Source organism: Streptococcus sp. AS20 (assembly GCF_000524255.1).
In the GTDB taxonomy this organism is placed as follows: Bacteria; Bacillota; Bacilli; order Lactobacillales; family Streptococcaceae; genus Streptococcus; species Streptococcus constellatus.
Window position 1 is genome coordinate 14278 of record NZ_JANS01000008.1, and the last position, 26650, is coordinate 40927.

At 37.7% G+C, this 26650-nt stretch carries 26 protein-coding genes; 4 read left to right on the forward strand and 22 right to left on the reverse strand.

Annotation, left to right across the window (positions count from 1 at the left end; translation table 11 throughout):
- Positions 1-120 precede the first annotated feature (120 nt).
- Positions 121-1050: a GHKL domain-containing protein gene (locus tag HMPREF1514_RS04340; RefSeq protein ID WP_232216478.1), complete on the forward strand. Its 930-nt coding sequence runs from the start codon at positions 121-123 to the stop codon at positions 1048-1050.
- A 44-nt stretch (positions 1051-1094) separates the two neighbouring features.
- Here HMPREF1514_RS04340 and HMPREF1514_RS04345 read toward each other — a convergent pair whose 3' ends face one another.
- The 3 genes from HMPREF1514_RS04345 to HMPREF1514_RS04355 all read right to left on the reverse strand — a co-directional run bounded on the left by HMPREF1514_RS04345 (position 1095) and on the right by HMPREF1514_RS04355 (position 4860).
- Positions 1095-1244, reverse strand: a complete 150-nt coding sequence (locus tag HMPREF1514_RS04345) for a ComC/BlpC family leader-containing pheromone/bacteriocin (RefSeq protein WP_003025431.1) — start codon at positions 1242-1244, stop codon at positions 1095-1097.
- 93 nt (positions 1245-1337) lie between these two features.
- The gene (locus HMPREF1514_RS04350; RefSeq protein WP_037597525.1) at positions 1338-2699 is read right to left on the reverse strand and encodes a bacteriocin secretion accessory protein; all 1362 of its coding nucleotides are present in this window, start codon (positions 2697-2699) and stop codon (positions 1338-1340) included.
- Between the two features lie 10 nt (positions 2700-2709).
- Positions 2710-4860 carry a peptide cleavage/export ABC transporter gene (locus HMPREF1514_RS04355; protein WP_037597527.1) on the reverse strand — a complete coding sequence of 717 codons (2151 nt, stop codon included), beginning with the start codon at positions 4858-4860 and terminating at the stop codon, positions 2710-2712.
- Between the two features lie 483 nt (positions 4861-5343).
- Between HMPREF1514_RS04355 and HMPREF1514_RS04360 the strand changes: the two genes are divergently transcribed.
- Positions 5344-5718: a hypothetical protein gene (locus tag HMPREF1514_RS04360; protein WP_003069929.1), complete on the forward strand. Its 375-nt coding sequence runs from the start codon at positions 5344-5346 to the stop codon at positions 5716-5718.
- Between the two features lie 72 nt (positions 5719-5790).
- Here the strand turns inward: HMPREF1514_RS04360 and HMPREF1514_RS04365 are convergent, their stop codons facing one another.
- From HMPREF1514_RS04365 to rplK, 7 genes are all read right to left on the reverse strand, one after another.
- Complete coding sequence (locus HMPREF1514_RS04365) at positions 5791-6396, reverse strand: superoxide dismutase (protein WP_037597530.1); 606 nt, start codon at positions 6394-6396, stop codon at positions 5791-5793.
- Between the two features lie 69 nt (positions 6397-6465).
- Positions 6466-7503, reverse strand: coding sequence for a DNA polymerase III subunit delta (gene holA / locus HMPREF1514_RS04370; RefSeq protein ID WP_037597531.1), 1038 nt, complete (start codon positions 7501-7503; stop codon positions 6466-6468).
- Positions 7504-7583: 80 nt separating this feature from the next.
- Positions 7584-8438, reverse strand: a complete 855-nt coding sequence (gene cvfB / locus HMPREF1514_RS04375) for an RNA-binding virulence regulatory protein CvfB (RefSeq protein ID WP_037597533.1) — start codon at positions 8436-8438, stop codon at positions 7584-7586.
- 112 nt (positions 8439-8550) lie between these two features.
- Entirely contained in the window at positions 8551-9108 is a 558-nt protein-coding gene (gene frr, locus HMPREF1514_RS04380; protein WP_037597535.1) for a ribosome recycling factor, read from the reverse strand.
- Between the two features lie 3 nt (positions 9109-9111).
- Complete coding sequence (gene pyrH / locus HMPREF1514_RS04385; RefSeq protein ID WP_003069937.1) at positions 9112-9852, reverse strand: UMP kinase; 741 nt, start codon at positions 9850-9852, stop codon at positions 9112-9114.
- Positions 9853-10136: 284 nt separating this feature from the next.
- Positions 10137-10826, reverse strand: a complete 690-nt coding sequence (gene rplA, locus HMPREF1514_RS04390) for a 50S ribosomal protein L1 (RefSeq protein ID WP_003073378.1) — start codon at positions 10824-10826, stop codon at positions 10137-10139.
- A gap of 89 nt (positions 10827-10915) precedes the next feature.
- Positions 10916-11341 carry a 50S ribosomal protein L11 gene (gene rplK / locus HMPREF1514_RS04395; RefSeq protein WP_003025466.1) on the reverse strand — a complete coding sequence of 142 codons (426 nt, stop codon included), beginning with the start codon at positions 11339-11341 and terminating at the stop codon, positions 10916-10918.
- Positions 11342-11502: 161 nt separating this feature from the next.
- Here rplK and HMPREF1514_RS04400 point away from each other — a divergent pair, with 161 nt between their 5' ends.
- Positions 11503-11856, forward strand: a complete 354-nt coding sequence (locus HMPREF1514_RS04400) for a DUF3397 domain-containing protein (protein WP_003069942.1) — start codon at positions 11503-11505, stop codon at positions 11854-11856.
- Positions 11857-11872: 16 nt separating this feature from the next.
- Here the strand turns inward: HMPREF1514_RS04400 and HMPREF1514_RS04405 are convergent, their stop codons facing one another.
- From HMPREF1514_RS04405 to HMPREF1514_RS04420, 4 genes are all read right to left on the reverse strand, one after another.
- Positions 11873-14251, reverse strand: coding sequence for a cation-translocating P-type ATPase (locus HMPREF1514_RS04405; RefSeq protein ID WP_037597538.1), 2379 nt, complete (start codon positions 14249-14251; stop codon positions 11873-11875).
- Positions 14252-14681: 430 nt separating this feature from the next.
- Positions 14682-15884, reverse strand: coding sequence for an IS110 family transposase (locus HMPREF1514_RS04410; protein WP_037597541.1), 1203 nt, complete (start codon positions 15882-15884; stop codon positions 14682-14684).
- A gap of 243 nt (positions 15885-16127) precedes the next feature.
- Complete coding sequence (locus HMPREF1514_RS04415) at positions 16128-18425, reverse strand: DNA translocase FtsK (protein WP_006270158.1); 2298 nt, start codon at positions 18423-18425, stop codon at positions 16128-16130.
- Positions 18426-18511: 86 nt separating this feature from the next.
- Entirely contained in the window at positions 18512-18721 is a 210-nt protein-coding gene (locus HMPREF1514_RS04420) for a PspC domain-containing protein (protein WP_003032121.1), read from the reverse strand.
- Positions 18722-19427: 706 nt separating this feature from the next.
- On the opposite strand from HMPREF1514_RS04420, the gene HMPREF1514_RS04425 reads away from it, so the two are divergent.
- A complete protein-coding gene (locus tag HMPREF1514_RS04425; protein ID WP_006270123.1) occupies positions 19428-20228 on the forward strand; it encodes a peptidylprolyl isomerase in 801 nt (266 codons plus the stop codon).
- A gap of 186 nt (positions 20229-20414) precedes the next feature.
- On the opposite strand, the gene HMPREF1514_RS04430 is transcribed toward HMPREF1514_RS04425, so the two are convergent.
- The 8 genes from HMPREF1514_RS04430 to HMPREF1514_RS04465 all read right to left on the reverse strand — a co-directional run bounded on the left by HMPREF1514_RS04430 (position 20415) and on the right by HMPREF1514_RS04465 (position 26649).
- Positions 20415-21956, reverse strand: coding sequence for an ABC-F family ATP-binding cassette domain-containing protein (locus tag HMPREF1514_RS04430; protein WP_037597544.1), 1542 nt, complete (start codon positions 21954-21956; stop codon positions 20415-20417).
- A gap of 111 nt (positions 21957-22067) precedes the next feature.
- A complete protein-coding gene (locus HMPREF1514_RS04435; RefSeq protein WP_037597546.1) occupies positions 22068-22376 on the reverse strand; it encodes a DUF898 family protein in 309 nt (102 codons plus the stop codon).
- 17 nt (positions 22377-22393) lie between these two features.
- A complete protein-coding gene (locus HMPREF1514_RS04440; RefSeq protein ID WP_037597548.1) occupies positions 22394-23086 on the reverse strand; it encodes a 5'-methylthioadenosine/adenosylhomocysteine nucleosidase in 693 nt (230 codons plus the stop codon).
- 53 nt (positions 23087-23139) lie between these two features.
- Complete coding sequence (macP, locus tag HMPREF1514_RS04445) at positions 23140-23448, reverse strand: cell wall synthase accessory phosphoprotein MacP (RefSeq protein WP_003034247.1); 309 nt, start codon at positions 23446-23448, stop codon at positions 23140-23142.
- A 10-nt stretch (positions 23449-23458) separates the two neighbouring features.
- On the reverse strand, positions 23459-24010 hold the full coding sequence (locus HMPREF1514_RS04450; protein WP_003069956.1) for an NUDIX hydrolase: 552 nt from the start codon (positions 24008-24010) through the stop codon (positions 23459-23461).
- An 8-nt stretch (positions 24011-24018) separates the two neighbouring features.
- A complete protein-coding gene (gene glmU / locus HMPREF1514_RS04455) occupies positions 24019-25398 on the reverse strand; it encodes a bifunctional UDP-N-acetylglucosamine diphosphorylase/glucosamine-1-phosphate N-acetyltransferase GlmU (RefSeq protein ID WP_037597550.1) in 1380 nt (459 codons plus the stop codon).
- A gap of 93 nt (positions 25399-25491) precedes the next feature.
- A complete protein-coding gene (locus tag HMPREF1514_RS04460; RefSeq protein ID WP_037597552.1) occupies positions 25492-25932 on the reverse strand; it encodes an ASCH domain-containing protein in 441 nt (146 codons plus the stop codon).
- 12 nt (positions 25933-25944) lie between these two features.
- Positions 25945-26649 (reverse strand): DUF6994 family protein, encoded by a 705-nt coding sequence (locus HMPREF1514_RS04465; RefSeq protein WP_037597555.1) that lies wholly within the window; start codon positions 26647-26649, stop codon positions 25945-25947.
- Position 26650: the final 1 nt, after the last annotated feature.

The window sequence follows — 26650 nt, forward strand, 5'->3', positions numbered from 1 at the left end:
GACGTCTTGAATGGTATTTTTAACCATTTAGGACGCCAAAGCCATCATTTGGGATCTCGATGAAATATTTTATAAAAATTTTGTAGAATAAGGATATAAAGTTACCTCAAAATAGGAGATATGATGAAGAAATTAGCATTTTCACTCATTTTTATAATACTTTTCACTATTTTACTGGCAGGTCTTCCAGAAACATTAGCTCTTCATATTGCTATTTTGTTTCAGTGGAATTTGGCAGCAGTTGGTGTGATGGTGTTGATTCAAGAGATATTAATGCTGTTCTTCATTCTTTATCTCTTGAAACGAGCAAATTTGGTTATTATTTATCTAGTCTTCTTTTTGACTGTTACCAACCAGCTGAATCGTCATTTACGAGAGAGAATCCAAAATGATTTAATGCTTCAAAAAGATTTACAGTTAAAAAATATGGAAAACTACAGTCATCACATTGAAGAACTGTACACAGAAGTTCGGAATTTTCGGCATGATTACGAAAATATTTTAATGACCTTAAAATTAGGAATTGAACAAAATAATCTAGGTATTGTAAAGAATGTATATCATTCTGTTTTGAAAGATTCCAATAAGCGCTTTCGCAATCCCAAGTATGATATCGGACGGTTAGTCCATATCAAAAATGAAGCTTTAAAGAGCCTGCTAGCTGCTAAATTTGCACAAGCTCAAGAGCATAATGTAGTCGTTTCATTGGAGGTTCCAGAAGATATTTACCCGCAAGGAATGGAATTAGTTGACTTTATCACCATTGTCTCCATTTTGTGTGATAATGCTATTGAAGCTGCTGCTCCAACTATGACGATTGCTTATATTTTGTCAGAAAACAAGCAGGTATTCTCCATTGAAAATGCTATAAAAAAAGAGCATATAGACATGTCTCATATTTTTGATGCAGGAGTTAGTTCTAAAGGAGCAGGGCGAGGAATTGGATTATCAAATGTCTTAGCAATTCTGGATAGATACCCAAATGTTTCTCTTACTAGCGCTAGTCAAAATTATCGTTTCCAGCATGTCCTTGAGATTCATCTGAATTAAAGAAAACCATTGCTGTAATATCAAGTACAGTAATGGTTTTTATGTTAACCTAAATCAGGTTGTCCAAGTTTGCCTAATTTATACTTTTTTAAATAAGGACTAAATAAGTCTTCCAACCAGCCGCCACCGACGACTTGTTCGAGTTCTTGACTTGTAAGTGTATGAAAATGATCCAATGTTTGTTTTTTGTCCATAATAGGAACCTCCTTTTTGATATATTTATTATAATCCAACTGTTGAATAATGAATCGTTAAATCTTAAACGGTAGTGATTTCGTCCTAAACGGTCATTCGACATTGTTTAACAGTTTGTCTTTGTAGTAATCAAAGAATGATTTTTTCGCAATGACAATAGTTACTCTTCCTTGCAGGCCATACTTGATAACTTGTCCATTAGACTTAGAAATTTTAGCTTTGGCAGTTACTTTAAAAAGGTTTCCTTGTTTTGTTTCAGTAGCGGAAGTATCAATTTTATTAATATTTCCGATAATGGTGATGGACTGCTTTCCAATTTTTTCTAAAGTTAAACGAGTGGTTTGTCCTTTTTTTAAATTGGTCATATAGGCTGAAGGTACATAATAAGTGATAAGGACTTCGTTTGTTTTGGTGATATCTGGATAGATTTGGGCAATTTCAGTTCCTTTAGGTAATAAGTTGTTCCCTTTTAGCTTTTCACTAATATGCAGAACACCTGTTTCGGGAGCGACTAATCTATTGTTTTGAAGCTGTACATTTGCTTGATTCAATTGATTCTGTAAATCAGTGATTTGAGTTATAAGGGTTGCTAACTGTTGGTCAGCCGTTTGGATAAATTGTGTGCGGAGCACTTCAATTTTTGTAGAAAGACTATTGTCATAATTCGCCGCAGTTCCAGTACCAGCTTTTTGAATCTTTAGATTCGCAATGGAAGAGTTTAAATTGGATATATTGGTATCAATTTGAGACAAATACTGATTTGTGAGGGAAGTATCTGGATTAGCTTGATACTGTTTCTTATACATGTTGAATGTTGTTTGATGTGGATTACTCTTGGGTAAATGTGAAGCATTCTCTGAGATGACCTGATGCAGTTCACGATAATCATTTATCTGTTTTGTTAAATCATTGATTTGCTGATCAATCGCAGCAATTGTGTTATGAGCCAAAGAAGCTTGTTTACTGACTTCGATATTGCTTTTTGAAATTCCTAATGATAGATCCTGTGATTGTTTGATAAAATTGTTAAAAATATTAGCATAGCCAAATTCATCTTCACCCGAAAAAAGATTTGTCCCTTGATGCAAACTCGATTTGAGTGTTTCTAAGCCAACTTTTTGTCGTTGATAAGTTGCAAGTTGAGTTTTAATAGCTGTTTGTTGAGAGACTTCCATATTTTTTGCATATTGAATCAAAAACTCTCCTTTTACGACTGCCTTATTTTCAGCTAAATGGTTAATCAAAATCGCATTATTGCTGCTTGATTGGATCATAGCAATGACTTTCGTTGGTGTAATTTCACCGATAGATTTGATAGTCACTTCCTTTTGACCGATAAAAGAAAAAAGAACCAGAAATAGAACGAACAATACCAAAGGAAGAATAAGAACGGTCGCAAAGTTATGGTATCTTCGATGATAAAATTCTGCACTTTTAAACAGATTGGGATTCATAATTCACTCCTTATTTATTAAATAAATGATGATAAAAGCCTTGTCTTTCCATCAATTCAGCGTGGGAACCAGTTTCAATAATCTGTCCTTTATCAAGAACAATCACTTGATTTGTCCGCTTTGAAATGCTGAGACGATGAGCAACAAAAATAATCGTTTTGTCTTTTAAGCCCATCAGATTGTCAATGACCTTTTTCTCAGTTAGAACATCCAATCCGCTCGTTGCCTCATCAAGAATAAGAATTGGTGACTTTGTTAAGAGGGCGCGTGCTAGAGCAATTCTTTGCTTTTGTCCACCTGATAGACCAGCTCCATCGGACAATTCTGTTTGATATCCCATAGGCATTTGTTCAATATCCGAACGAATTTCTGCAATTTCACAAGCGCGAATAATCTCTTCTTGAGAAAATATTTGATTCGTCCCTAATGTAAGATTTTCTAAGATGGAACCACTAAAAATATAGGCTTGTTGTGGTAAATAATTAATATATTGACGAAGCGTCTTCTTATCAATCATTTTAAGATTATTTCCATTAAGACGGATTTGCCCTTTATAAGGCTCATAAAAATGAACCATCATTTTGGCAAGTGTTGTCTTTCCCGAACCACTGATGCCGACTAAGCTCACCTTATCTCCTGTTTTTATTGTTAAGTTAATATCCGATAACGTATCTCGTCCGAAGCCATATTTATAAGAAACATCATGAAAAGTAATGTCACCAGCCAAGAAATTTTTCTCTGTAATGACTTGTTTGGTTTTGAATTCGGATTCTACCAGATAAACTTCATTCAACCGATTGTTGGCAACCTTAGCCGATTGCAGCTTGGTTTGCAGATTGATGATACTTTCAAGTGGACTTGTAAAATACGAAAGGAGTGCATTAAAAGTAATCAGCTGTCCAATCGAAATTTTTTGAGACATAGCCAGAGAGGCTCCAACCCATAGAATAACAACATTCAAAATAAATTGTGCTCCTTGTTTGAGAGCTGTCTGCATAATGGAATATTTACTTAGCTTGAAAGTCTTATCCAGATAATCGACAAACTCACTATCAATCTTTTGGTAACGACTTTCTTCGCTGGTTAAAGATTTTATCGTTTCAATGCCATTAATATCTTCGATAATAGCAGAATTTACCATGGAATTACTTTGCATGACGTCATGATTCATTTTTTCAAAAGGCTTTATAAAAGCAAAAATAATCACTGTATAGATAGGAATAGCAAGCAGAGTGAGGAAGAAAAGGTTGGTATTCTGTAATAATAATACCCCTCCTACTATTATCAAAATAGAAAGGTCAAGAAAGAGTGAAAGTATTGTAGAAGCTAGAGCATCAATAATGGAATTAGCATCTGTAAAACGAGAAATAATCTCTCCAGTGCGTCTCGTAGCAAAAAAAGATATCGGTAATTCAAAAATGTGTCGAATATATGATAAAATTACATCGATGGTCAGTCGCTGACTAAGTATAATCAATAAGTAATCTCTGGAAAAACTCATCATTTGCTGCAAGATGTAAGTAATGATAAGCCCAATTGAAACGATTCCAAGAGTTGATTTCATCTGATTTGGAATGTATTCATCCAAAATCCCTTGCAGATAATAAGAACTAACAATGTTAATGAGGGTCACAAGCAAACTAGCTAAGACAATATAAAAAATCAAAGAACGCTGTTTAAAGATGAGTGGTAAAAAGCTAGTAAGCCCATTCTTCTTATCCTTATGTGGTTTATAGCTAGGTTCTGGTGCTAAAAAAATAGCAACACCAGTCCATTCTGTTGCAAATGTTTCTTTTGATATCTTAGTTATTTTTACACTTGGGTCAGGATCTCCAACTAGCAGACCTTTTTTCGTATTTTTATAGATAACATAATAATGTGGGAGTTTAGCTTTTTTCTGAACATGAACGATAAAAGGATAGGGAATAGCTTCCATATCAAACAAGGACATATCCCCTTGAATCGGTCGTGTCTCAAAGCCTATTTCTTGTGCTGCTTGAACAATTCCAAGAGCCGTTGTCCCTTCTTTACTTGTCTTAGCAAGTTCTCTCAGATGTGCAAGAGAGTAGTCTGAACCATAGTATTTTGCAATGGAAGCCAGCGCAGCGACACCGCAATCTCTTGCATCTATTTGAGGAACAAATGTTTTCTTAACATTCACAACAATGATTTCCTTTCTAAAATAAACTCGGATTATTTTTTACGTAGCTAATAGTAGACACGTAATTTGAGATAAGCGTCTATTAAAACATAATTTATCATCATACTAAAAGCAGAGCCGGTTAGTAGTATACTTAATATGGGAATAGAATGGATAAATAAATAGCTGAGTGATAAAAAAAGAATAAACAGTGCTGTGGCATTGCTATTTCCCCAATTTTGAAATTTTTCTAGTCGTAATAATGCAGTATTTGAAATATGAAATATTTTTTCTAAAATGAACATGTATACAGAAGAATTCCTTTCCTTTTTATACTCTGATTATCTCAAAATATTTCTGAAAAGCATTGTAAAAATCCCAAATGGTAGCTATAAGGTCCTGAATGGTTCAAAAAATACCGTTCAGGACCTATAATAGACCGTTCAGGATTTGCTCAGTTATCTTTCATTTGATATGGTAGGATATAAGTCAGGAGGAAACATAATGATTCAAATTCAACCTTTTTCGTTTATTAGCTCTATGTCGCTATATTTTATCGCTCTCTATCTTCGCACGATCCATCAATTATTTAAAATAAAGCTGCAATTGACGCATTCTGCACAAAGAACTTTTCGTCCAACTACTTATTTTGTGGTACAATCCAAATTTTTCTCATTTAAAGATGCCACCAAAAGAATTGAAACAATCCGAAAATACGATAAAAGAGGGAAAATTGTCCTTATTGGAGAACATATTGATTATGAACTGCTGTTTAGAAATCACTATCTTGTTTTCGGTGTCATTGATCGAACCAATGATCATTCTCTAAAATTTCTCAAGGAACAAATCTGGTTTTATTTGGCTGGAATTTATAAGTAATTCTTATGATATATGACAATAGAAAAAGACGAACCCTTTTCAGATTCGTCTTTTTCTATTTCGCTTTATATTTTATTTCGCTGCTTTGTACAATTCATCGACCTTATTCCAGTTGATAACTGAAAAGAAAGCTTTAATGTAGTCTGGGCGAACATTGCGATATTTCACATAGTAAGCATGCTCCCAAACATCAATTCCCAAAATAGGTGTTTTTCCTTCAGAGATTGGCGTATCTTGGTTAGCAGTTGACATCACTTCTAGCTTACCTTCTTTGTTTACCACCAGCCAAGCCCATCCTGAACCAAAGCGAGTCGTTGCAGCTGTCGTAAAGGCTATTTTGAAATCGTCAAATGAGCCAAAAGTTGCTTCAAGATCTGCTGCTAATTCTGCTGATGGTGCTGTTTCTTCTGGTGTCATCAATTCCCAGAAAAGAGCATGGTTGAGATGACCACCACCATTATTGATTACTGCTTGACGGATATCGGTTGGAATAGACTCAACATCAGCTAAAAGTCGCTCTAAATCCTCACCGATTTCAGGATGTTTTGCTAGCGCCACATTTACATTATTTACATAAGTATTGTGGTGTTTGTCATGATGCAAGTGCATGGTTTCTTCATCAATATACGGTTCCAAAGCATCATAAGCATAAGGTAGATCAGGTAAAATAATTGCCATTGGTTTTTCCCCTTTATCATTTTATATGAAAATGATAACGTAGACCCACAAAATTTTCAACTTATTTGCTTATAAGTTGTTGGTTACAATCTTTAATAAAGCTAAGTCAAATAAGTAATCTTTTTCGTAAACCCCTGATTTAATCTGATAATCTGTTTCAATCAAGCAGGAGAGAGACTTTTGTAAAATTTCCAAGGATAATGAGCGGACATCGCGCAAGGCATATTTAATTTGATAAGGATTCACCTTTCGTCCCAAATAACCAGACAAATCTGCTACAATCTGACTTTCATTACGTCCATTTTCAAAGAGGATTTTCACTTGTGCAAATATACGAAACTGGCCCAACATAATCGCAATCAGCTTGATTTCATCTTCACCTTGCAAGGTCAAATCTCGTACCAAACTTCTCGCTGCGTCCACCTTTTGATGCAAAATCATCTGGGTAAGATCAAAAATATTATCCTGTAAAGTTTTTGGAATTGCTTCAGCAATGTCCTCGCTTGTAATGATGCCATCTTTTTTATAATCCTTTAAAAAAGCTAAGTTTTTACTAATTTCACTAAAATCGAAACCAGATTTAATAAGCAATTCTTCTAAAACTTGCGAACGAAGTTCTAACCCCTGTTCTTGAACTTGCTTACTAAAGTAGGTGCGTAATTCTTGTTCTTTGGGCTCACTTGCTTCAAAAATTTTACCATCTCGCTTGAGCAATTTTACAATTCGCCGTTTACTGTCTAACTTCCCTTCTGCAAAAATGACTAATTTTGTCGTATCTGCAGGATTTTCCAAATATTGCTCAAAAGATTTTAATTCATCATCTGTCAAATAGCGCTTTTTAGCCGTTGTTATATCTAAAAAATGATCCAAAATAACGATTTTCTCTTCGGAAAAGAAGGGCAAACTCACTAAATCGATCTCCACATCTGGATAAGCAGCTTCTTTCATATCGAAATGGGTATAACGTAAATCTGCAGCTTCATAACAAATCTGCTGTAAGAACTGAGATTTTAATAATTCAAACTGACCCACGTCATCACCAGTCAAAATGGTTACGGCCGGCAAATTTTCTAAGCATAGCTGATTAACTTCTTCAATTGCTAGCATGATAACCTCCTTTTACGAGATTTATTTTTTAACACACTCTTTACTCTATCACAACTCTTGGGAAAAGACTGATTGGCATCTCAAACCAACTCCGTCCCACTTGCATCTTGCTTGATTTTGCCAACTTTCATCAGACCGCCTAAAGCTTTTTTAAACTGTCCTTTGGAAATGCCAAAGGTAGTCTTTATATCCTCTGGGGACGACTTATCATTCAAAGTCATAAAGCCTCCTTGACTTTCTAGATATGTCAGAATCATTTGAGCATCATTTTCCAGCATTTCAAAAGAGCGAGGTTTGAGTGAAAGATTAAGGGTACGATCAACTTCCCGAAAGCCAATCACCCGCACATCTAGCACTTGACCGAGACGTGGCTCAGTATAACGTTCGCTGGGGTGGATAAAGCCCAGCATATTGTTCTCCGGCAGATAAACAAAGGTGCCAGAGAGTTTGAGTCGATAAACAATGGCTGGCCAATTTTGATTTTGCATATTATTGTAGGCAGGACGAGCTAAGCGCTGGAAATCCTCCTGATAGGCCAAAAGTCCCCAAATACGCTCTTTTTTATCAACTGTTAAACGAATGTACAACTTATCCCCTTTTTTGGGCCAGAGTTCTTTTATCTCCGGCAAGATGTCCAGCGACACTACAATTTGCTTATCCGGAAGTCCTGTGTCGACAAAGACCCCCAGATCTTTGCGAACTTCTGTTACCATCCCCCAACCAAAAGTCGTCTGAGTTGCTGTGACTTCGAGAGTCGTCAGGCGAAGTCTCTGTTTCATATCACTATAGACAAAACCTTTGACCGTTTCTCCTAGCTGATACTTACCTTCTTCTTTAGCTAAAGCATAAGTCTGACCATCCTTTTGAACAAAGTAAAAACGATCGTTTTCATCAGTTACTAGACCTGTTATAAATGTTGCAAGATTTGTATTCATTTTTCTCTTTCTACCATTTAAAGGAGCATTGCTTCAGCTCCCTTTCAAAAGAAACTCAGCTAGCCAAACTAACTGAGTTTTAGTTTTTCATTTTCAATCATGGAAAGAAACATCACACTTCAAGCAATTCTTTTTCCTTAGTAGAAGTCATTTCATCGATGTGTTTAACAGCGTCATCTGTTACTTTTTGAATGTCTTTTTCAAGACCTTTCAGTTCATCTTCAGTAATTTCTTTTGCTTTTTCTTGCTTTTTCGCTTCATCCATAGCATCACGGCGGATATTCCGGATAGCAATCTTAGCATTCTCTCCAACTTTTTTTACTTCTTTAGCCAAATCACGACGAGTCTCTTCCGTCAAAGCAGGAATGACGAGGCGGATAACAGAACCATCGCTAGCAGGTGTAATACCCAGATCAGAAGCATTCAAAGCACGTTCAATATCTTTGATAGATGATTTATCAAAAGGTGTTACCAATAACACACGCGCTTCTGGAATTGTGATAGAAGCAATTTGATTGAGTGGAGTTTCCACTCCATAGTATTCTACTGTAATGCGATCTAAAAGACTAGCATTCGCACGCCCAGCACGAATACTACCAAATTCACGCGCTAAACTTTGATGTGATTGGGCCATTCTTTCTTTAGCTTTTTCTACAATTGCATTTGCCATAACTTAATCCTCTTCTTTTTCTACATTATTTGAAACAGTTGTTCCGATTTGTTCTCCGAAAACAACCCGTTTAATATTACCAGATTCGTTCATATTGAACACAACAAGATCAATATCATTGTCCATTGAAAGGGTAGAAGCTGTTGAATCCATAATCCGCAATCCTTTGTTAATCACATCACGGTGAGTCAATTCATCAAACTTCACAGCTGTCTTATCTTTCTTTGGATCTGCATTATAGACCCCATCAACACCGTTTTTCGCCATAAGAATCGCATCAGCTTCAATCTCGGCCGCACGAAGGGCAGCTGTTGTATCCGTTGAGAAATAAGGTGAGCCAACACCGGCACCAAAAATGACGATACGACCTTTTTCCAGATGGCGAAGTGCTCGTCCACGAATGTAAGGTTCTGCCACTTGCTGCATTGCAATCGCAGTTTGGACACGAGTATCCACACCTACTTGTTGCAATGAATCAGCCATCACCAAAGCATTCATAACGGTCCCAAGCATTCCAGTATAGTCAGCCTGCACACGATCCATTCCTGCTTCTGCCGCAGGCTCTCCACGCCAGAGATTCCCACCACCGATAACAAGGGCAATTTCAATACCCAAATCATGCACTTCCTTGATTTCCTCTGCCATTTTTTGAACGGTTGAAATATTAATTCCTATCCCTTTCTCACCAGCAAGAGCTTCACCTGATAACTTGATTAAAATACGTTTATATTTCGGGACTACCATTTTTACTCTCCTTATTTTATCTGTACTATTTTACCATAATTTATAATTTTTATATAGTCCTATTTTTTAAAATATCAAAATTAACAAAAGAAATTTAGTTTTTTTGACTGTCTCCTACTTCAATAATGTATGTAGCATATCCTTTTTTCTTTTAATAGATTAATTGATTTATTCCAAAAACGTTGTTGCTTTTATCTACTGTTTTTATCAGTCTGATAAACTCCATTTAAATATGAGTTATTCATAAAAAAACCCTATCCATCGATAGAGTTTTTATTCTTAAATTAAAGCGAGTTGACATCAACCTTAATACCTACACCTTGAGTAGTAGTGATAGTAAGATTTGTCATGTATGTTCCTTTTACAGTAGCTGGTTTTGCTTTGGCAATCACATCGTGGAATGCTTTAAAGTTTTCAACCAACTTGTCAGCTTCAAATGAAACTTTACCAATAATAGCTTGTACGTTACCTGCACGGTCTGCGCGGTAAGTAATCTTACCCCCCTTAGACTCTTCAACTGCTTTTGCAACGTCCATTGTTACAGTACCAGTTTTAGGATTTGGCATCAGGTTACGAGGACCAAGGACACGTCCAAGGCGACCTACAAGTGCCATCATGTCAGGTGTAGCGATTACTACGTCAAAGTCCAACCAGCCGTCATTGATTTTTGCAACAAGATCATCTTCACCAACGAAGTCTGCACCAGCAGCTTTTGCTTCTTCTGCTTTTGCACCACGTGCGAAAACAAGCACACGCTGAGTTTTACCAGTTCCGTTTGGAAGAACCATTGCACCACGGATTTGTTGATCCGCTTTTTTTACATCAATGTTCAAGTTATAAGCAACTTCTACAGTTGCGTCAAATTTTGCAAAGTTTGTTTCTTTTGCAAGTGCTACAGCTTCTTCTACACTGTATGCTTTTGTGCTGTCGATTTTTTCAAGAGCAGCACGAAGTTGTTTGCTTTTTTTAGCCATTTTCTATTCTCCTTGTAAGTGGTTCAATCGATTTTCATCTCCCACGTCCTTCTCGTCTGATGAAGTCTTGCGGGTTTGGGTGTTATTGATTAGTCAACAACAGTGAATCCCATAGAACGAGCAGTACCTTCGATCATACGCATTGCAGACTCAAGGTTTGCAGCGTTCAAATCTGGCATCTTCGTTTCAGCAATTTCTTGTACTTGTGCACGAGTAACTGTTGCAACTTTCGTTTTATTAGGTGTACCTGATCCTTTTTCGACACCAGCAGCTTTTTTCAAAAGAACAGCAGCTGGTGGAGTCTTTGTAACGAAAGTAAATGATTTGTCTTCGTATACAGAGATAACAACTGGAATAATCATGCCAGCTTGATCAGCTGTGCGAGCGTTGAACTCTTTTGTGAATCCCATGATATTGATACCGGCTTGACCAAGCGCAGGACCAACTGGTGGAGCTGGAGTAGCTTTACCAGCAGGGATTTGCAATTTTACAAGTTTTTCGACTTTTTTAGCCATTTTTAAATCCTCCTTTGTGGTTTTGGCGGCAATTAAAGTTTTTTACCTCCCACAAGTATGCTCATACATACTTTTCTATTATACACTAAAGCTGCTAAATTGCAAGAAAAAACACGAAAAATTTTTCTATCTTTCTCCAGTTTTTATGGTAAAATAAACTTATGACATTATTAAAAATAGCTTCTGTTTTATTTATCTTTTTAACTATTATTTTAACTATTATTATCACCAAATTATTTCGTCTGAAACAATTTGGCTTAAATTTTGCAGATTTAGCCTTTCCACTTCTCGTGCTAGAATTCTATGTCATCTCAGATAAAGCTTTCTATCACAGCTTATTGCCAGAGCTGACTTTAGCGCTCTCTACCTTAGCAATTGCTATTACCGTTTATTTTCTTAGAGTTAAACGCAGTTTTTACTATCCCAGATTTTTTAAATTCTTCTGGCGAGCTGGTTTTATTTTGACCTGCTTTCTATATCTCGCTATGGTGATTGGTTTGTTTTTATCAAAATGAAAAAATATCGGAAGTTTTAGATTTCCGATATTTTTTTTGCTGCTTGATATCTGTTCAACCATTGATCACATGTAGCAAATAATCGATTACTAATATATTGAAAGAATCTCATTAGCGATTCTAACATTAAAGAGAGAATGATTGTGAGGATAATGGTGATAGGTGAGATTTTAGATAAAGAAAAGATAGAGTGAAATAATAATCCTGAAACTATTAACCCAATAATATTAAAAAGTACTATCGTCGTTTTCATTCGATTGAGTGGCTGGATTAGTTTTATGATAATAATAAAACCAACTACAGCTAACAAGATAACTGATGAAGTTGCAACTTCTTGCGTAGATAATCGAAAAATTCGACCGCACACCATGACAATCAAAACGGCTAGCAAATCAACAAGCGCTGCCGGTATAGCATTCTGCAAAACTGTTCTAATAAAACGCCCTCGAATGCGTTGTTTATTCGGTTCCAGAGCTAACATAAATCCCGGAATCCCAATCGTAAATGCACTAATCAAAGAAATTTGGGAAGCTTGTAATGGATAAGTAAAAGCAAACAAGCTAGATAAAATAGCTAGCGAAATGGAAAAAATATTTTTTACAAGAAATAAGCTAGCAGAGCGTTGAATGTTATTGACAACTCTGCGTCCCTCTGTCACAATGTGGGGCATATGTGAAAAATCAGAATCCAGCAGAACAACTTGTGCAATTTGCTTAGTAGCATTATTGCCAGATTCCATAGCAATACTGCAATCTGCTGTCTTCATCGCTAAGATATCATTTACACCATCCCCTGTCATGGCGACTTTGTGCTGATTGGCTTGAAGCGCTTGAACAAATTTTTGTTTCTGTTGAGGAGTTACTCGACCAAAGATAGTATATTTTTCAACTGCTTGAGTGATTTTTTCATCAGTATCTAACGTTTGTGCATCTATATAATTATCTGCATGAGGAATCTCTGCTTTGGCAGCAACTGCCGCAACTGTGACAGGATTATCTCCTGAGATAACTTTAACTTCCACACCTTGAACATTAAAATATGAAAATGTTTCAGCCGCATTTTCTCGAATTGGATTTTCCAAAAGGATAAATAATAGTGGTTCTATCGTTTGAGTTAACTCACCTGTAAATGGTTGCTCTTTTGACTCAGCAAAAACAAGAACCCGCGTTCCACTTTCTGCATACTTTTGGATATAGCTGCGATATTCTTCCAGTTTTTCTTTTAATACAAATTCTGGAGCTCCTAAAATAAAGGTTCCCTCGTTAAAGCAAATGGCACCAAATTTGTTTTTTGAGCTAAACGGAAAGGTTGACAATACAGCCCAAGACTCTTTTGCTATTTCTGACACAAAAAAGTTTCGAATCGCTTCAATCGTTTCATTCTTATCTGGACTTGCAGCGAGATATTGTTTAAGAGCTTCACGTGAGATATTTTCGTTTTGATGGACAGAAAAAATTTGTGTGACCTTCATCGTATTTTCCGTAATGGTCCCAGTCTTATCTACACATAAAACATCCACACGAGAAAGAGACTCTATCCCTTTCATGCTATTTAACAAAACTTTCTGTCTCGCCAGACTAACCGCTCCTAAAGCTAAGGCTAAAGTCATCAACAGGTAGAGACCTTCTGGAATCATACCAATAATCGCCCCTACTGTCGAGACAATACTAACCTGGAAACTTTCATGATTGGTCACATAGCTTTGGAAAAATAAGATGAGTCCCAAAGGAATAATCAAAAATCCAATCGCCTTGACCAGATTATTGACAGAATGAACCATTTCAGATTCTTCTTTTCCAGATACTTCCTTGGCTTTCAACGTTAGTTGATTGATGTAAGAATCATCGCCTACTTTTTCTAAACGAGCATAAGCCTTGCCAGATACGACAAAACTACCTGACATGATGGTGTCATTTTCTTTCTTTACAATTTCGTCAGCCTCACCAGTTAATTGTGCTTCATTGACCCTCAAACCACCTGATACAAGGCAAGCGTCTGCATAAATTTGATCGCCTGCGGAAAAAAGAACGAGATCATCTTGTACTAGATCTTTCGTGTCTAGCTGAACTTCTCTTCCGTCTCGCATGGCAATTGCCGTATTGTGATGAAGCAACTGCATTTTACTCAATATTTTTCTAGCTCTTAATTCCTGAACAATTCCAATCAAAGAATTAATAATAACAATAGGTAAAAAAAGTAAATTATTCCATGATTGTACAATAACTAGCAACACAGCAAGGACAAAAAATATAAAATTAAAATAAGTAAACACATTCGACTGAATGATTTGCCAAGTTGTTTTTTCCGTGCTAACCGTTACTTCGTTGACCAAGCCTGTTTGGACGCGTGCTTTAACTTCTTTTTGACTAAGCCCTGTAAGTATCTCTTTTGACATATAGCCTCCATTTACAAGTCATGGTCTAATTTTATCAAAAAAGTCGAGTTTAAACCGTAGAAAAGTTACAGAATTGAAAAACATGAGATTTTCCATACTTTTTCTACAGAACTTTTGAAAGTTGATGAAAAGAAGCGATTCTACAACAAAAATGGCTTTTTTCATAAGAACATTTGTTTCAATCAAACAAATTAGAAAATCTTCTTATCTCAACCTCAAGGAGTATAAACTTTTCAATAGCACAGTCCATTTTTCTACCATTTGTCAAGTATATCAAGGTATTTGATGAAAAATAGTTTGATTTCCATAGTCAAACTAAGGAAATTGTATTTTTCTGAACTAAAGTTTCGTGTAAAAAGTGTACACTAAACCAACACCTTATCTGGTGATTTTTTTGATAAGGCGTTACAATAATATGGCATAAACAATTTTACCGATTTTGGGTAGAAGTATAATCATAAAGTTTGTTATGCGTTATGAGGTAATACATTGTTCTAATGAGACGATGTATAGAGGCAATCGTGTGTGGTTTGGTTGAAGTCACTTGCGATTGTCTTTTCCGTTTCTCATAGAAATCTGCGATATGACAAGGATTGGTGTGACTAGCTGAAGCTATGTTATGAATGCACTTAAAGAGAATCTTTCTGGCATAGGGATTCCCACGTTTAGTGATATGTTCCTTGGCTAGAAAGTTTCCAGATTCATAGTGTCTGAGGTCAATACCGATAAAAGCATTGATTTGATTGGCAGAGTGAAATCGACGAATGTCACCAAGTTCGCCAATAATACTTGTCGCTGTGGTTTCGGCTATTCCAGGAATAGAGAGAAGAATCTCGTATTCTGGCAAAGATTGAGCCAATGTTACCATCTCCTCTAAAACACCTTGTCTGTGTTCAGAAAGCCTAAGTAACTCCCCTGCATAGTATTTGACCTCTTCTATCACAGGAGAGGTTTTCTTGACCGCACAATAAGACTGATTAGCTAGTTTTGTAAGCTTATCTACTAAGTAAGTCACACGTTTTTCAGAGATGCGTTTTACCGTAGACTGACGGATGATAGCTGTTAATGTGGCGTCATCTGACTCCAGTACAAAACTATTACATGGAAAAGTCATGACCAAGTTCCAATATTGTTCCCCAGTTGGTGCCGACAAGATGTTTTCCAATTCAGGAAAAGTGACCTGTAAAACCTTGTGCAGACGGTTTTTAGCGCAGACAATATCCTCAGTAAGATTCTGATAGAAACGGCTGAGATCGCGTAATTCTTGATAAAGCGCTTCTTGGACATAGCTTGGTTTACGATTGAGGATGAACTGAGACGCAGCTAGTTTTTCAGCGTCAATCTTATCGGTTTTACGTACTCGTAAGCTATCCAGTTGTTTTTTGGATTCTAAGGGATTGAGCCGTGTATAAGCGTAACTATTATTCTCAAAGAAGGCCTGAAGACGACGAGAATAGACACCAGTCGCCTCGAAGACAATCTCTGGCTGGTGAACAGTCTTCAAGTCCCCAAGTAGTCGATTAAATCCGATGGCATCATTGGGTATGGTATAGTCATGTACTTTTTCTCCATTGACCAAGATGGCCACTTCTGAACTTGCTTTACTCACGTCAATCCCAAAAACTACTCGCATGATATTACCTCTTTGTCTTGAATGATTCCTTACTTTAGTGATGTCATTTTCAATACTCGACGTTTTTCGTCCCACATACTTTGATAACATTCTTCCTAAAACAGGTGTCTTGTCAGTTTTAGTTACGACGTCTAGCGCCAAAGGACTTATCGACTTAACAAGACACCACTACTTTAACATAACGAAAAAGTAGTGAGTACTTTCTCCCGTCGGAGATTTCCTCACTACTAATCTTAGTATGTTTTAGTTGTTCAATAACACTTTTCTTGGCTTGGTTCCTTCTGCTGGTCCGATAACACCAGCAGCTTCTAGCTCTTCCATAAGCCGAGTTGCACGATTAAATCCGACAGACAATCGACGTTGGAGCATTGAAGCACTGGCCTTTTGAGTTTCTATAACTAAAGCCTTGGCTTCTTCAAAGAGTGGATCTCCTTGTTCACTCTCGCTACCTGAATCCATATCATTTTCAGATACTTCTCCCGGGTCAAAATTATCATCATAATCAGCTTCTGCCTGATTCTTGACAAAGGTTACAATGTGCTCTACATCTTCATCAGAAATGAACGATCCTTGCAGACGAACAGGATGATTTTCATCAATCGGCTTAAAGAGCATATCCCCACGTCCCAAGAGTTTCTCAGCGCCATTTTCATCTAGAATCGTTCGACTATCGGTTCCGCTAGAGACAGCAAAAGCAATTCGTGACGGAACATTTGCCTTGATGAGTCCAGAAATAACATCAACTGACGGACGTTGGGTAGCTAAAATCATATGAATCCCAGCTGCTCGTGCCTTTTGCCCTAAGCGAATAATGGCATCTTCCACTTCTTTGCTAGCTACCATCATGAGGTCTGCCAACTCGTCCACAATGACCACAATCAAAGGAAGAGGAATTTGTTTATATTCCGGTTGACTTGCATTGTATTCAGCTACCTTAGCATTGTATCCTGCAATATTGCGAGCACCGACCTTAGAAAAGAGCTCATAACGATTTTCCATTTCATCTACCACTTTTTGCAAAGCTCGACTCGCCTTGCGAGGGTTGGTCACAACAGGGATAAGCAAGTGAGGAATATCATTATAAACAGACAATTCAACCATTTTAGGATCGACCATCATGAACTTGACTTCATCTGGTCGTGCTTTCATGAGAATACTAGCAATAATGCCGTTGACTGCAACAGATTTCCCTGAACCAGTCGATCCTGCTACTAGCAAGTGAGGCATTTTTGCCAAATCAAACGTCCGAACAGATCCATTGACGGCTTTTCCTAGAGGAATTTCGAGTAATTTCTTATCATCTGTCTTAGACTGTTCCCAGAGTTCACGGAAAGTGACCATCGCAATCTCTGAGTTTGGTACTTCAATTCCGACCAGAGATTTACCTGGAATGGGTGCCTCAATCCGCACATCTTTAGCGGCCAAAGCCAAAGCTAAATCGTCAGAAAGATTGGAAATACGATTAACCCGCACGCCGACAGCTGGTTTAACTTCATACTTAGTCACAGATGGTCCGATTTCAGCTCGTTCAACAGTAGCACGAATACCAAAGCTAGCAAAGGTTTCTTCTAAAATCTTGATATTTCCGCGGACAATTTTCTTTTCTTTTGATTGATTTTTAGGCTTATCAGGCGCAAACAAATTGATCGTTGGCAGTTTGTAATCGAAACTTTCTTTAGGAGTGAAATTCACTTCCACATCTTCATCTATATCATCTTGCTGATCTTCTTCGTGTGATTTCTCAGTTATATCCTCATCATAATCGTAGATTTCCGGTTCTCCCTCTTCAAATTGAATCGGAGTATGCGCCAAAACATCATCATTTAAAATTTCTCCCATTTCAGGATCAATTTGAGATTCATCTTGCTCCATCTGAATAGCATTCATTGTTTCCTGTGCAGCTTTTTCTTCTTTCTCCACAAATCGTTGTTGGCGCTTCGCTTCCCGCTTTTCATTCCATGTATGATAAACTTCACTTAATTTTTCAAAAATATCATAAATTGAATATGGACTGATAAGAAGGAAACCTAACAATATCAAGAGAACACCAATAAAGTAAGAACCAATATTTGAAAATAAAAAGGCCACAGGAGCATAAAGAGCAGCTCCTAATAAACCGCCACCAGCAAAAGCACTGACTTTAAATGAGCTTAAATCTGTTAAAATCCGTGACAAGGTTATACTCAGAACCTGCTCTTTTAAATTTAAAATATTTACAAAATAAGCTTGAAATATGAGTAGAAAGCCAATAAAAATACTGAAAAAGCCTGATTTATAACCTTCATGCTTATTGACCCACTTAAAAAAGAAAAGATAAATGAGACTACCTATAATAGCCATATAGGCCAAACTTCCTACTAATAATCGAATAAGGTTGTAAAGAGTGATTCCAACGGCACCCCATTTTAAGGCTGCAAAAAGAAGCAAAAAAGCAACTCCGAAAGTTACTAACATCCTTCGAATAGCTTTTTGACGCTCTAATTCTGCTTTTGTCGGCCGTCGTGTTGTTCGGCCTTGTCTACTATTTTTCTTATTTGCCATAACCTTTATTATATCATAAGTTAGCTGCTAATCCAATGAAAGAAAAAAGCAGAAGTTCCATGTTTCCACTTTTTAAACAACATTGCTTACTTCCAAATCACATCATCATTCCCATCATCTTCTGGCAAGACAAACCACAAAATCAAGTAAGGGATCAGACCGATTCCATATACAAAAAATGCTACTCCCCAGATTAGTCGTACAATGGTAGGATCAATGTCAAAATAATTTGCAACACCTGCACAAACACCCGCAATTTTTTTATTTCGCACGTCTCTTGTCAATCTTTTAGCCATTCTCTGTCCCTCCTTTATAGATTTATTATAACATAAAATGTTTATCATTAAATTAATCTAATAAAGAATTTCCGTATACTAATTGTCAAAAATTCATCGTCAGCAGGATTAAAAACATTACTTTTGCAATCGACCTAGAATAAAGTGAGAAATTGGTCCAACAATCAGAAAATTCAAAAGAAAAGCTACAATAAAATTGGTTAGCCAAGTTCCTAGATAATTGGCTAGTGAAAGCGGTACGCTATTAAAAAATATACCATAAAAAGGCATCGGTGAAACCATGATCAGAACCATACCACCTGAAACAAGAATAATTTTCTACCAAGTTTTATGGCATTCCGTTAAAAATTTAAAAGCAAGTTCTTTTACAACTGATTCTGCTACAAGTAGGTCCAAGAAAAAAGCGATAAACAATCCTGGCACATATCCCATTGCTAAATGAATCCCCAAAAAATGCCCTACAACAGACAACTACAAAATGCTCATTTCCAAAACCCTCATGCTACACATGAGGACTGTAAAAAATAATGATTTCCTAAAATTCTCAGGCAGCAAATGCCCCATTTCTTTATTGCTAAACGCTGTTTTAGTACAAAAAAAGAGCCCGATAGTGCCTTTTAGTTAGCATAGATAACCCTCAAAAGATTTGAAAAATTAGCTTGTTTATAGTAAAATGTGAATAGTTTTAAATTCAGAAAGGACATGTATGAAAAAATTACTCATTTTAGCATTGGCTGGAGTCTTATTTTTAACAGGCTGTGGCAGCATAAAAAAAGCTATTCGGGGAAATGAGACTTCGGGATCAAGTACAACAACATCCAGCTCAGATACCACAGATAAATTAGCTGAAGAACGAAAAAAAGTATTGACAGATAAGAATATCTCTTTCCCACAATTGTCTGATAAAGTCGCAGATAATGAAGCACAAGTGAAAATAACAACGACGGAAGGTGCTATCACTCTAAAACTTTTTCCTAAATATGCTCCGCTGGCTGTAGAAAATTTCTTGACTCATGCTAAAGAAGGTTATTACAATGGCTTGATTTTCCATCGTGTCATCAAAGATTTTATGATTCAAACAGGAGATCCCCTAGGAAATGGTACTGGCGGGGAATCAATTTGGAAAGGAAAGAATGAAAAGATTGATTCTGGAAGCGGATTTAAAACAGAGATTTCTCCTTATCTCTACAATATCCGTGGTGCGTTATCAATGGCTCGTTCTTCAGATCCAAATTCTAACGGTAGCCAATTCTTTATCAATCAAAACAATAAAGATAATTCTAGCAGACTATCAAGCGATGCTTATCCTGAAAAAATCATTGAAGCCTATAAAAAAGGGGGGAATCCTAGCTTAGACGGCGATTATACAGTTTTTGGACAAGTTACTTCTGGTATGGAAGTTGTAGATAAAATTGCTACAACAGAAACCGGTGAAAACGATAAACCCAAAAAAGAGATTAAAATTGAGAAAATTGAAATCATCAAAGATTATACATTTAAGAAATAGGGACAAAACAGAGTCTGGAACAAAAATGTTCCAGACTCGTTTGCTTTCTATACACAGTAGTTGAGTGGGCTCTAATGCGCTAATGTTTCAGCTTTTACAGACCTACTAGACCTTGCAGAGGTGAGATGGTAAAATCGATTTCTTACGAAATACCGATTTTTGTCCCACTCCTCGTTTTCTTTATTCTTACGTTAATTGATTAAAATCCCAAATCTGATCCATCCAGCCTTCATAGAAATCAGGCTCGTGGCAGACCATGAGAATGCTGCCCTTGTATTCTTTCAGAGCTCGCTTCAGCTCTTCCTTGGCATCTACATCCAGGTGGTTGGTCGGCTCGTCCAGCACCAGAAAATTATTTTCTCGGTTCATGAGGAGACAAAGGCGGACCTTGGCCTGCTCCCCTCCGGATAGGACTTGAATCTGACTTTCGATATGCTTAGAAGTTAGACCACATCTAGCCAGAGCAGCTCGGACTTCTGCCTGATTAAGGGCCGGAAAGGCGTTCCAGACTGCTTCGAGCGGTGTCTGACGATTGCCACCTTCGACTTCCTGCTCGAAATAACCCAATTCCAGATAGTCTCCACGTTCTACTTGACCAGCTATTGGAGGAATGATACCTAGCAAACTCTTGAGCAAGGTTGTTTTCCCAATCCCGTTCGCCCCTATGATAGCCACCTTCTGATTGCGCTCAAAAGTCAGATTAAGAGGCTGGGTCAGCGGACGGTCATACCCAATCTGCAAATTCTCAGCCTGAAAGATAAAACGGCCAGGTGTGCGGGCAGACTTGAAATCAAAGGATGGTTTTGGTTTCTCACTTTGCAACTCAATAATGTCCATCTTATCCAGCTTTTTCTGACGGGACATTGCCATATTCCGAGTAGCTACACGGGCTTTGTTGCGCGCTACGAAGTCTTTTAAATCAGCAATTTCCTTCTGCTGCCGTTCATAGGCTGCTTCCAGTTGAGATTTTTTCATTTCATAGACTTCCTGAAACTGATAATAATCTCCAGAATAACGAGTCAGATGCTGATTTTCCACATGGTAGACGATATTGATCACATCATTCAAGAAAGGAATATCATGCGAGATCAGAACAAAGGCATTTTCATAGTTCTGTAGGTAGCGTTTAAGCCAGTCAATGTGCTCAACATCCAGATAGTTGGTTGGCTCATCCAAGAGTAGGATATCCGGTTTTTCCAGAAGCAGCTTAGCCAAGAGAACCTTGGTCCGCTGCCCACCAGATAGCTCTGTCACATCACGCTCCATACCGTAGTCCATGACACCCAGAGCTCGTGCGACCTCGTCAATCTTAGCATCTAGAGTATAGAAATCTCGACTCTCCAAGCGATCCTGTAGCTCGCCCACTTCCTCCATAAGAGCATCAACATCGGCTCCTTCCTCAGCCATGCTCATATAGATTTCATTGATGCGGGCCTCTGTCTTGAAAAGCTCGTCAAAGGCCGTACGCAAGACATCACGGACAGACTGACCTTGATCCAGCACAGCATGCTGGTCCAGATAGCCAACCGTCACATACTTGGACCACTCGACCTTGCCTTCATCCGGTAGCATTTTCCCTGTCACAATGCTCATAAAGGTTGACTTACCTTCACCATTAGCACCAACCAAGCCAATATGCTCACCCTTGAGCAGACGGAAGGATACATCCTCAAAAATAGCCCGGTCACCAAAACCGTGGCTGAGATTTTTTACTTCTAAAATACTCATCTTTTCTCCTCTATCATTGATTACAGTTCCTTGATTATACCATCAAAAGGGATTTTTTGGCAAGACAGAAGAAAAGGAAAAGCGAGCAACTTAAGTCTCGCTTGCTTGTTCTCAATTCGCATGATGAGTATGTTTAGTAATCCACTGGGTCAGTTTGATATTAAGCCAAAAACCATAAATACCAAAGGTAACAAGCGTCAAGAGCCACCACTTGATCCAATTTCCAAAAAGCTGCATGGCAGTACCATCAAAGTAAAGACGGTTCCCATCAATAACCGTATGTTTTATCTTCCAACTATATAAGATACACATGCCCCAAGGTGCACAGATACCTAGCGTCAAAACTGTAATCAAGATAGCTAAAATAGCATGACCAATGTAAGAAAAGAGACCGCCATCGAAATAAGACTCTTTGTACATAATATCTCCTCCCCTATTTAAACCAACTCTTTCAGAAACTGAATCAGTGTTTCTGATGAGCGTTTCCCGGCTTCAAGAATGAATTCATCAAAAGTGACATTAGCATCATGGCTAGCTGTGTCGCTCATAGCTCGGAGAACCATAAAAGGTAGGCCAATCGAGTGAGTAGCTTGGGCAATAGCAGCGCCTTCCATCTCGACAGCTAAAACATCTGGAAAATGCTGCTTGATACGATTAATCTTATCTTGACCGGCAACAAAGCTGTCACCTGTCGCAATTAAACCAACACGACTCGTCTGATGTGTCTTTTCTAAAATCTTTTTCATTTCAGAAACCAAATAACGGCTAGCTTCAAAATAAAGTGGCTGGCGCGCCATTTGTCCGTATTCATAACCAAAAGCTGTTACATCTACATCGTGGTATACTAGACGGTCAGCAACTACAATATCGCCGATTTCCAACCCTTCGGCTACCGCTCCAGCTGATCCTGTATTAATCACGGCTGTGACCTTGAAGTCATTGACCAAAACAGCTACACTCATAGCAGACATGACCTTGCCGATGCCGCTTTCTACCAGCACGACTTCATGTCGACCGATACTTCCTGTATGGTAAACATGCCCCAAACATAAGTGTTTTTCAGCATTTCCTAAGTTTTCCACTAAGATTTTTAATTCCTCAGGCATAGCTGCAATAATTCCGATTTTCATTATTTCCTCTCATTCTATCATAAAAAAAGCGAAAGTCTAAGCTTCTCGCTTTTTTATAGCCAAATAATAGCAGCAATCAAAGCCATCAAAAGCAGGACAATCCAAAATAGAATTTTGTTTAATTTCGCTTGAAATACTCCACGTTTTGCATTTTCAATGCGTCGGCTTTTGGTTACCGTTGGTTCCACATCAATTTGCAGCGTATCTTGATTGAAGCCACTATTTTGAGAGGAATAACCAAATTGACTTCTGGTCGTTTTTAAAATTTTGGTTTCTTCCTCATCATGCAAAGGTGGACCTGAAATATCTTCACCACGATTTGCCCTTTCAATCATTTCATCTGTTAATAAAGGTCTTCCCATAAGCGTTCCCCTATCTTCGATTCATTTTCATTTCCCAATATTGGAGTGCAATAATAGTTTTTGCATCACAAATACCACCACTAGCAAGGAGAGCTTTCGCTTCTTCCAAGGTCACTTCATAGAGTTCTAACGTCTCGTCCTCATCTTGTGGACGAGGATTTTCAACTTTTGTCAAATGGCTAGCGCTATAAAGTCTGATTCGCTCATTGCAAAAGCCAATCGCCGAATAGAAATCATAGAGCAGTTCCAATTCACCTGTATAGCCGGTCTCTTCTTCCAATTCACGCAAAGCAGCAGCTTTAGGATCCGCATTTTCACCGACTTCTAACTTGCCTGCCGGAATTTCATAAGAGGTTGCTTCAATAGCTTTGCGGTACTGCTTGACCAAAATCATTTTGTCTTCTGGGGTTAACGCAATAACTGCTACAGCACCATTATGGAAAATCAAATCACGGTAAGCTGTCCCTTTCCCAGCCGGTAGCTGAACTTTATCCTTGACAAGGTTAAAAATAGGACCTTGATAAATTTCTGTTCGTTTTAGCGTTTTTTCTTCAAAATCCATAGCCGTTCCTACTTATTATCTGGATGATGTGGCAAGCGTTTTGCGTATTCATCTTTGTTAATCTGACGTCCACGTCCGATGGCAATAGCGTCTGCTGGTACATCCTTAGTAATGGTTGAGCCTGCACCGACAAGAGAATTGTCTCCAAGCTCCACTGGCGCAATAATGGTCGAATTAGAACCCACAAAAACATTATTTCCAATGACTGTCTTAAATTTATGCTGTCCATCATAATTCACTGTAATCGTTCCAGCACCAAAATTAACATTCGCTCCCACTTCAGAATTTCCAATATAGGTCAAGTGTCCAGCTTTGGTATTTTCACCGATAGAAGAGCCTTTCACTTCAACGAAATTTCCTACATGTACATTTTTAGCAAGATGTGAATTTGGACGGACATGAGCGTAAGGTCCTACCGTTACACCATCTGCAACTGTAGACTCCTCAATCATCGAATTTGTAATCACAGTTTGTTCTCCGATAATAGAGTCAACGATATACGTACCGTTTGTCAAAATGCTGCCTGCACCAATTTTCGTTTTTCCTTTCAAGGTAACATTGGCTTCAATTTGGACTTCTGGTTCAATTTCTACATCTACATCAATATAAGTCCCTTCTGGATTAACAAAACTAACACCATTTAGCATGTGAGCTTGATTGATGCGCCGATGCATAATGCCTTCTGCTGTTGCCAACGCTACGCGGTCATTAACTCCCAGACTTTCATCAAAATCTTTCAGAGTATAAGCGCCGACTTTTTCACCATTTTCACGGAAAATGCTGATTACATCTGTGATGTAGTATTCTCCTTGCGCATTATTGGTGTTGATATTTTTCAATGCCTCAAAGAGACGAGCATTATCAAAAACGTAAGTTCCCGTATTGATTTCCTTGATTTGTTTTTCAAAATCCGAAGCATCTTTTTGCTCCACAATTTTGAGTACTTCTTCATGCTGATTACGGACAATTCGACCATAACCAAATGGATTTTCCGCTTCTGCTGTCAAAATCGTTGCAACATTCTTGTGATTGATATGAAAGTCAATCAGATTTTTCAGGCTTTCTCCTGTAATTAAAGGAGTGTCTCCTGCAATCACCAATGTTTGTCCTGCCAGTCCTTTCAGTGCAGGCTCTGCCATCATAACTGCATGACCAGTTCCCAACTGCTCGGTCTGACGGACAAATTCTGTCTGACCTGCCAATACTTGCTCAACCATTTCTGCTTTGTGCCCAATCACCGTCACAGTCTTTCTTGGTGCAATGGCAGTAACACTTCTAAACACATGTTCTAACATGGAAATTCCAGCAACTTTGTGGAGCACTTTTGGTAGATCTGATTTCATACGAGTGCCTTTTCCAGCTGCCAAAATAATTGCATAATTTGTCATAATAGTTCCTTTTATCAAAGTAAATTTACTTTATTATATCACTTTTTGTATCATTTGTTAAGATTCTCTCTGTAATGCTTTAATCTGCATCTTTTATAGCGGATAAACCTTGTGAAATTCTTCTAAGACAACACCGCTTTCTTGCGAAAATTCCAAACCGACTTCTGCCAACCACTCTGTAAAAAGTTCCTGATGGACTTGCTGCCAATAAGTCAATGATTTGTCACCCTCTCCTTCCTTGAAAGCATGGTCTGCTGAGACTTGACAAAAAGGCACTACAGAGACTTTAGTAATTTTAATGATACAGACGGCCCTGCCCTGACTGTCTAAGATGACATCAAAGGTTCCTGCTTGCGGCAAGGGTTCATTTTCAATCTTATAAAGTTCATAAGCCGAAGCCGTTGCAGTCTTCTCTCCACGCAGCACCAAATCAGCCAGTTGATCTGCAAAGACTCCGAAGGCCCAAGCATCGATTTTATCACCGATTGCAGGATTAAGAGTTTTGTATTCATTCCATAATTGTTCTGGAGTCATGAGTCTCTCCTCTCATTTAAACTTTCCTTGATGATTCAGGTACAACATATTTCTCATATAATTCGCTAAAGATGTTGAGATTTCTTGCCTGAAGTATATTCTCTCAATGACTTCTGTTTGTCTTTTGCTTATGTCTAATACATCATAATCACCATTAACAAAAGCATGTAGCTGCATTTTATCAATAAAATACTTAAAATCGTTGTGAAATTGATTTAGCCAAATCGGTGTTGTTTTATGTTGATAGGCGGGTGTCATTGGGGTTTCTTGTTCTTGAAAATAACATTTTAAATCAAACAGCAGGCAATCTATTCTATCTAAATATTTGGTATGGCGATACGTGTTAATCGTTGGTGCTTTATGCTTAGGCCATAAAAAATGAAGATTCAAGTTTGAACGCACACACTCATAATCTTGTCGCCAATATTCATATTTCTTATGATGAAAATCAATAATCTGCTTTCTACCACAAATCACATCTGCTGATAAACGGACCTTTGTTCCTTCAATTTCTTCCAGCAAGTAATATTTTTTTGCAGGTAATTTAAATTTATCACCTAATTGCTGATATAAGCTAAAATCACAAGAATCTGGATCCTCACACAAATTCTCAAAAATACAAGAAATATAATTTGGATCTGTTTTTTCCAAAAATTGGTAAAAATCGCTCTTATAAAATGCATCACAGCGCCTTAAACTGTCTTTATAAACGTCCATA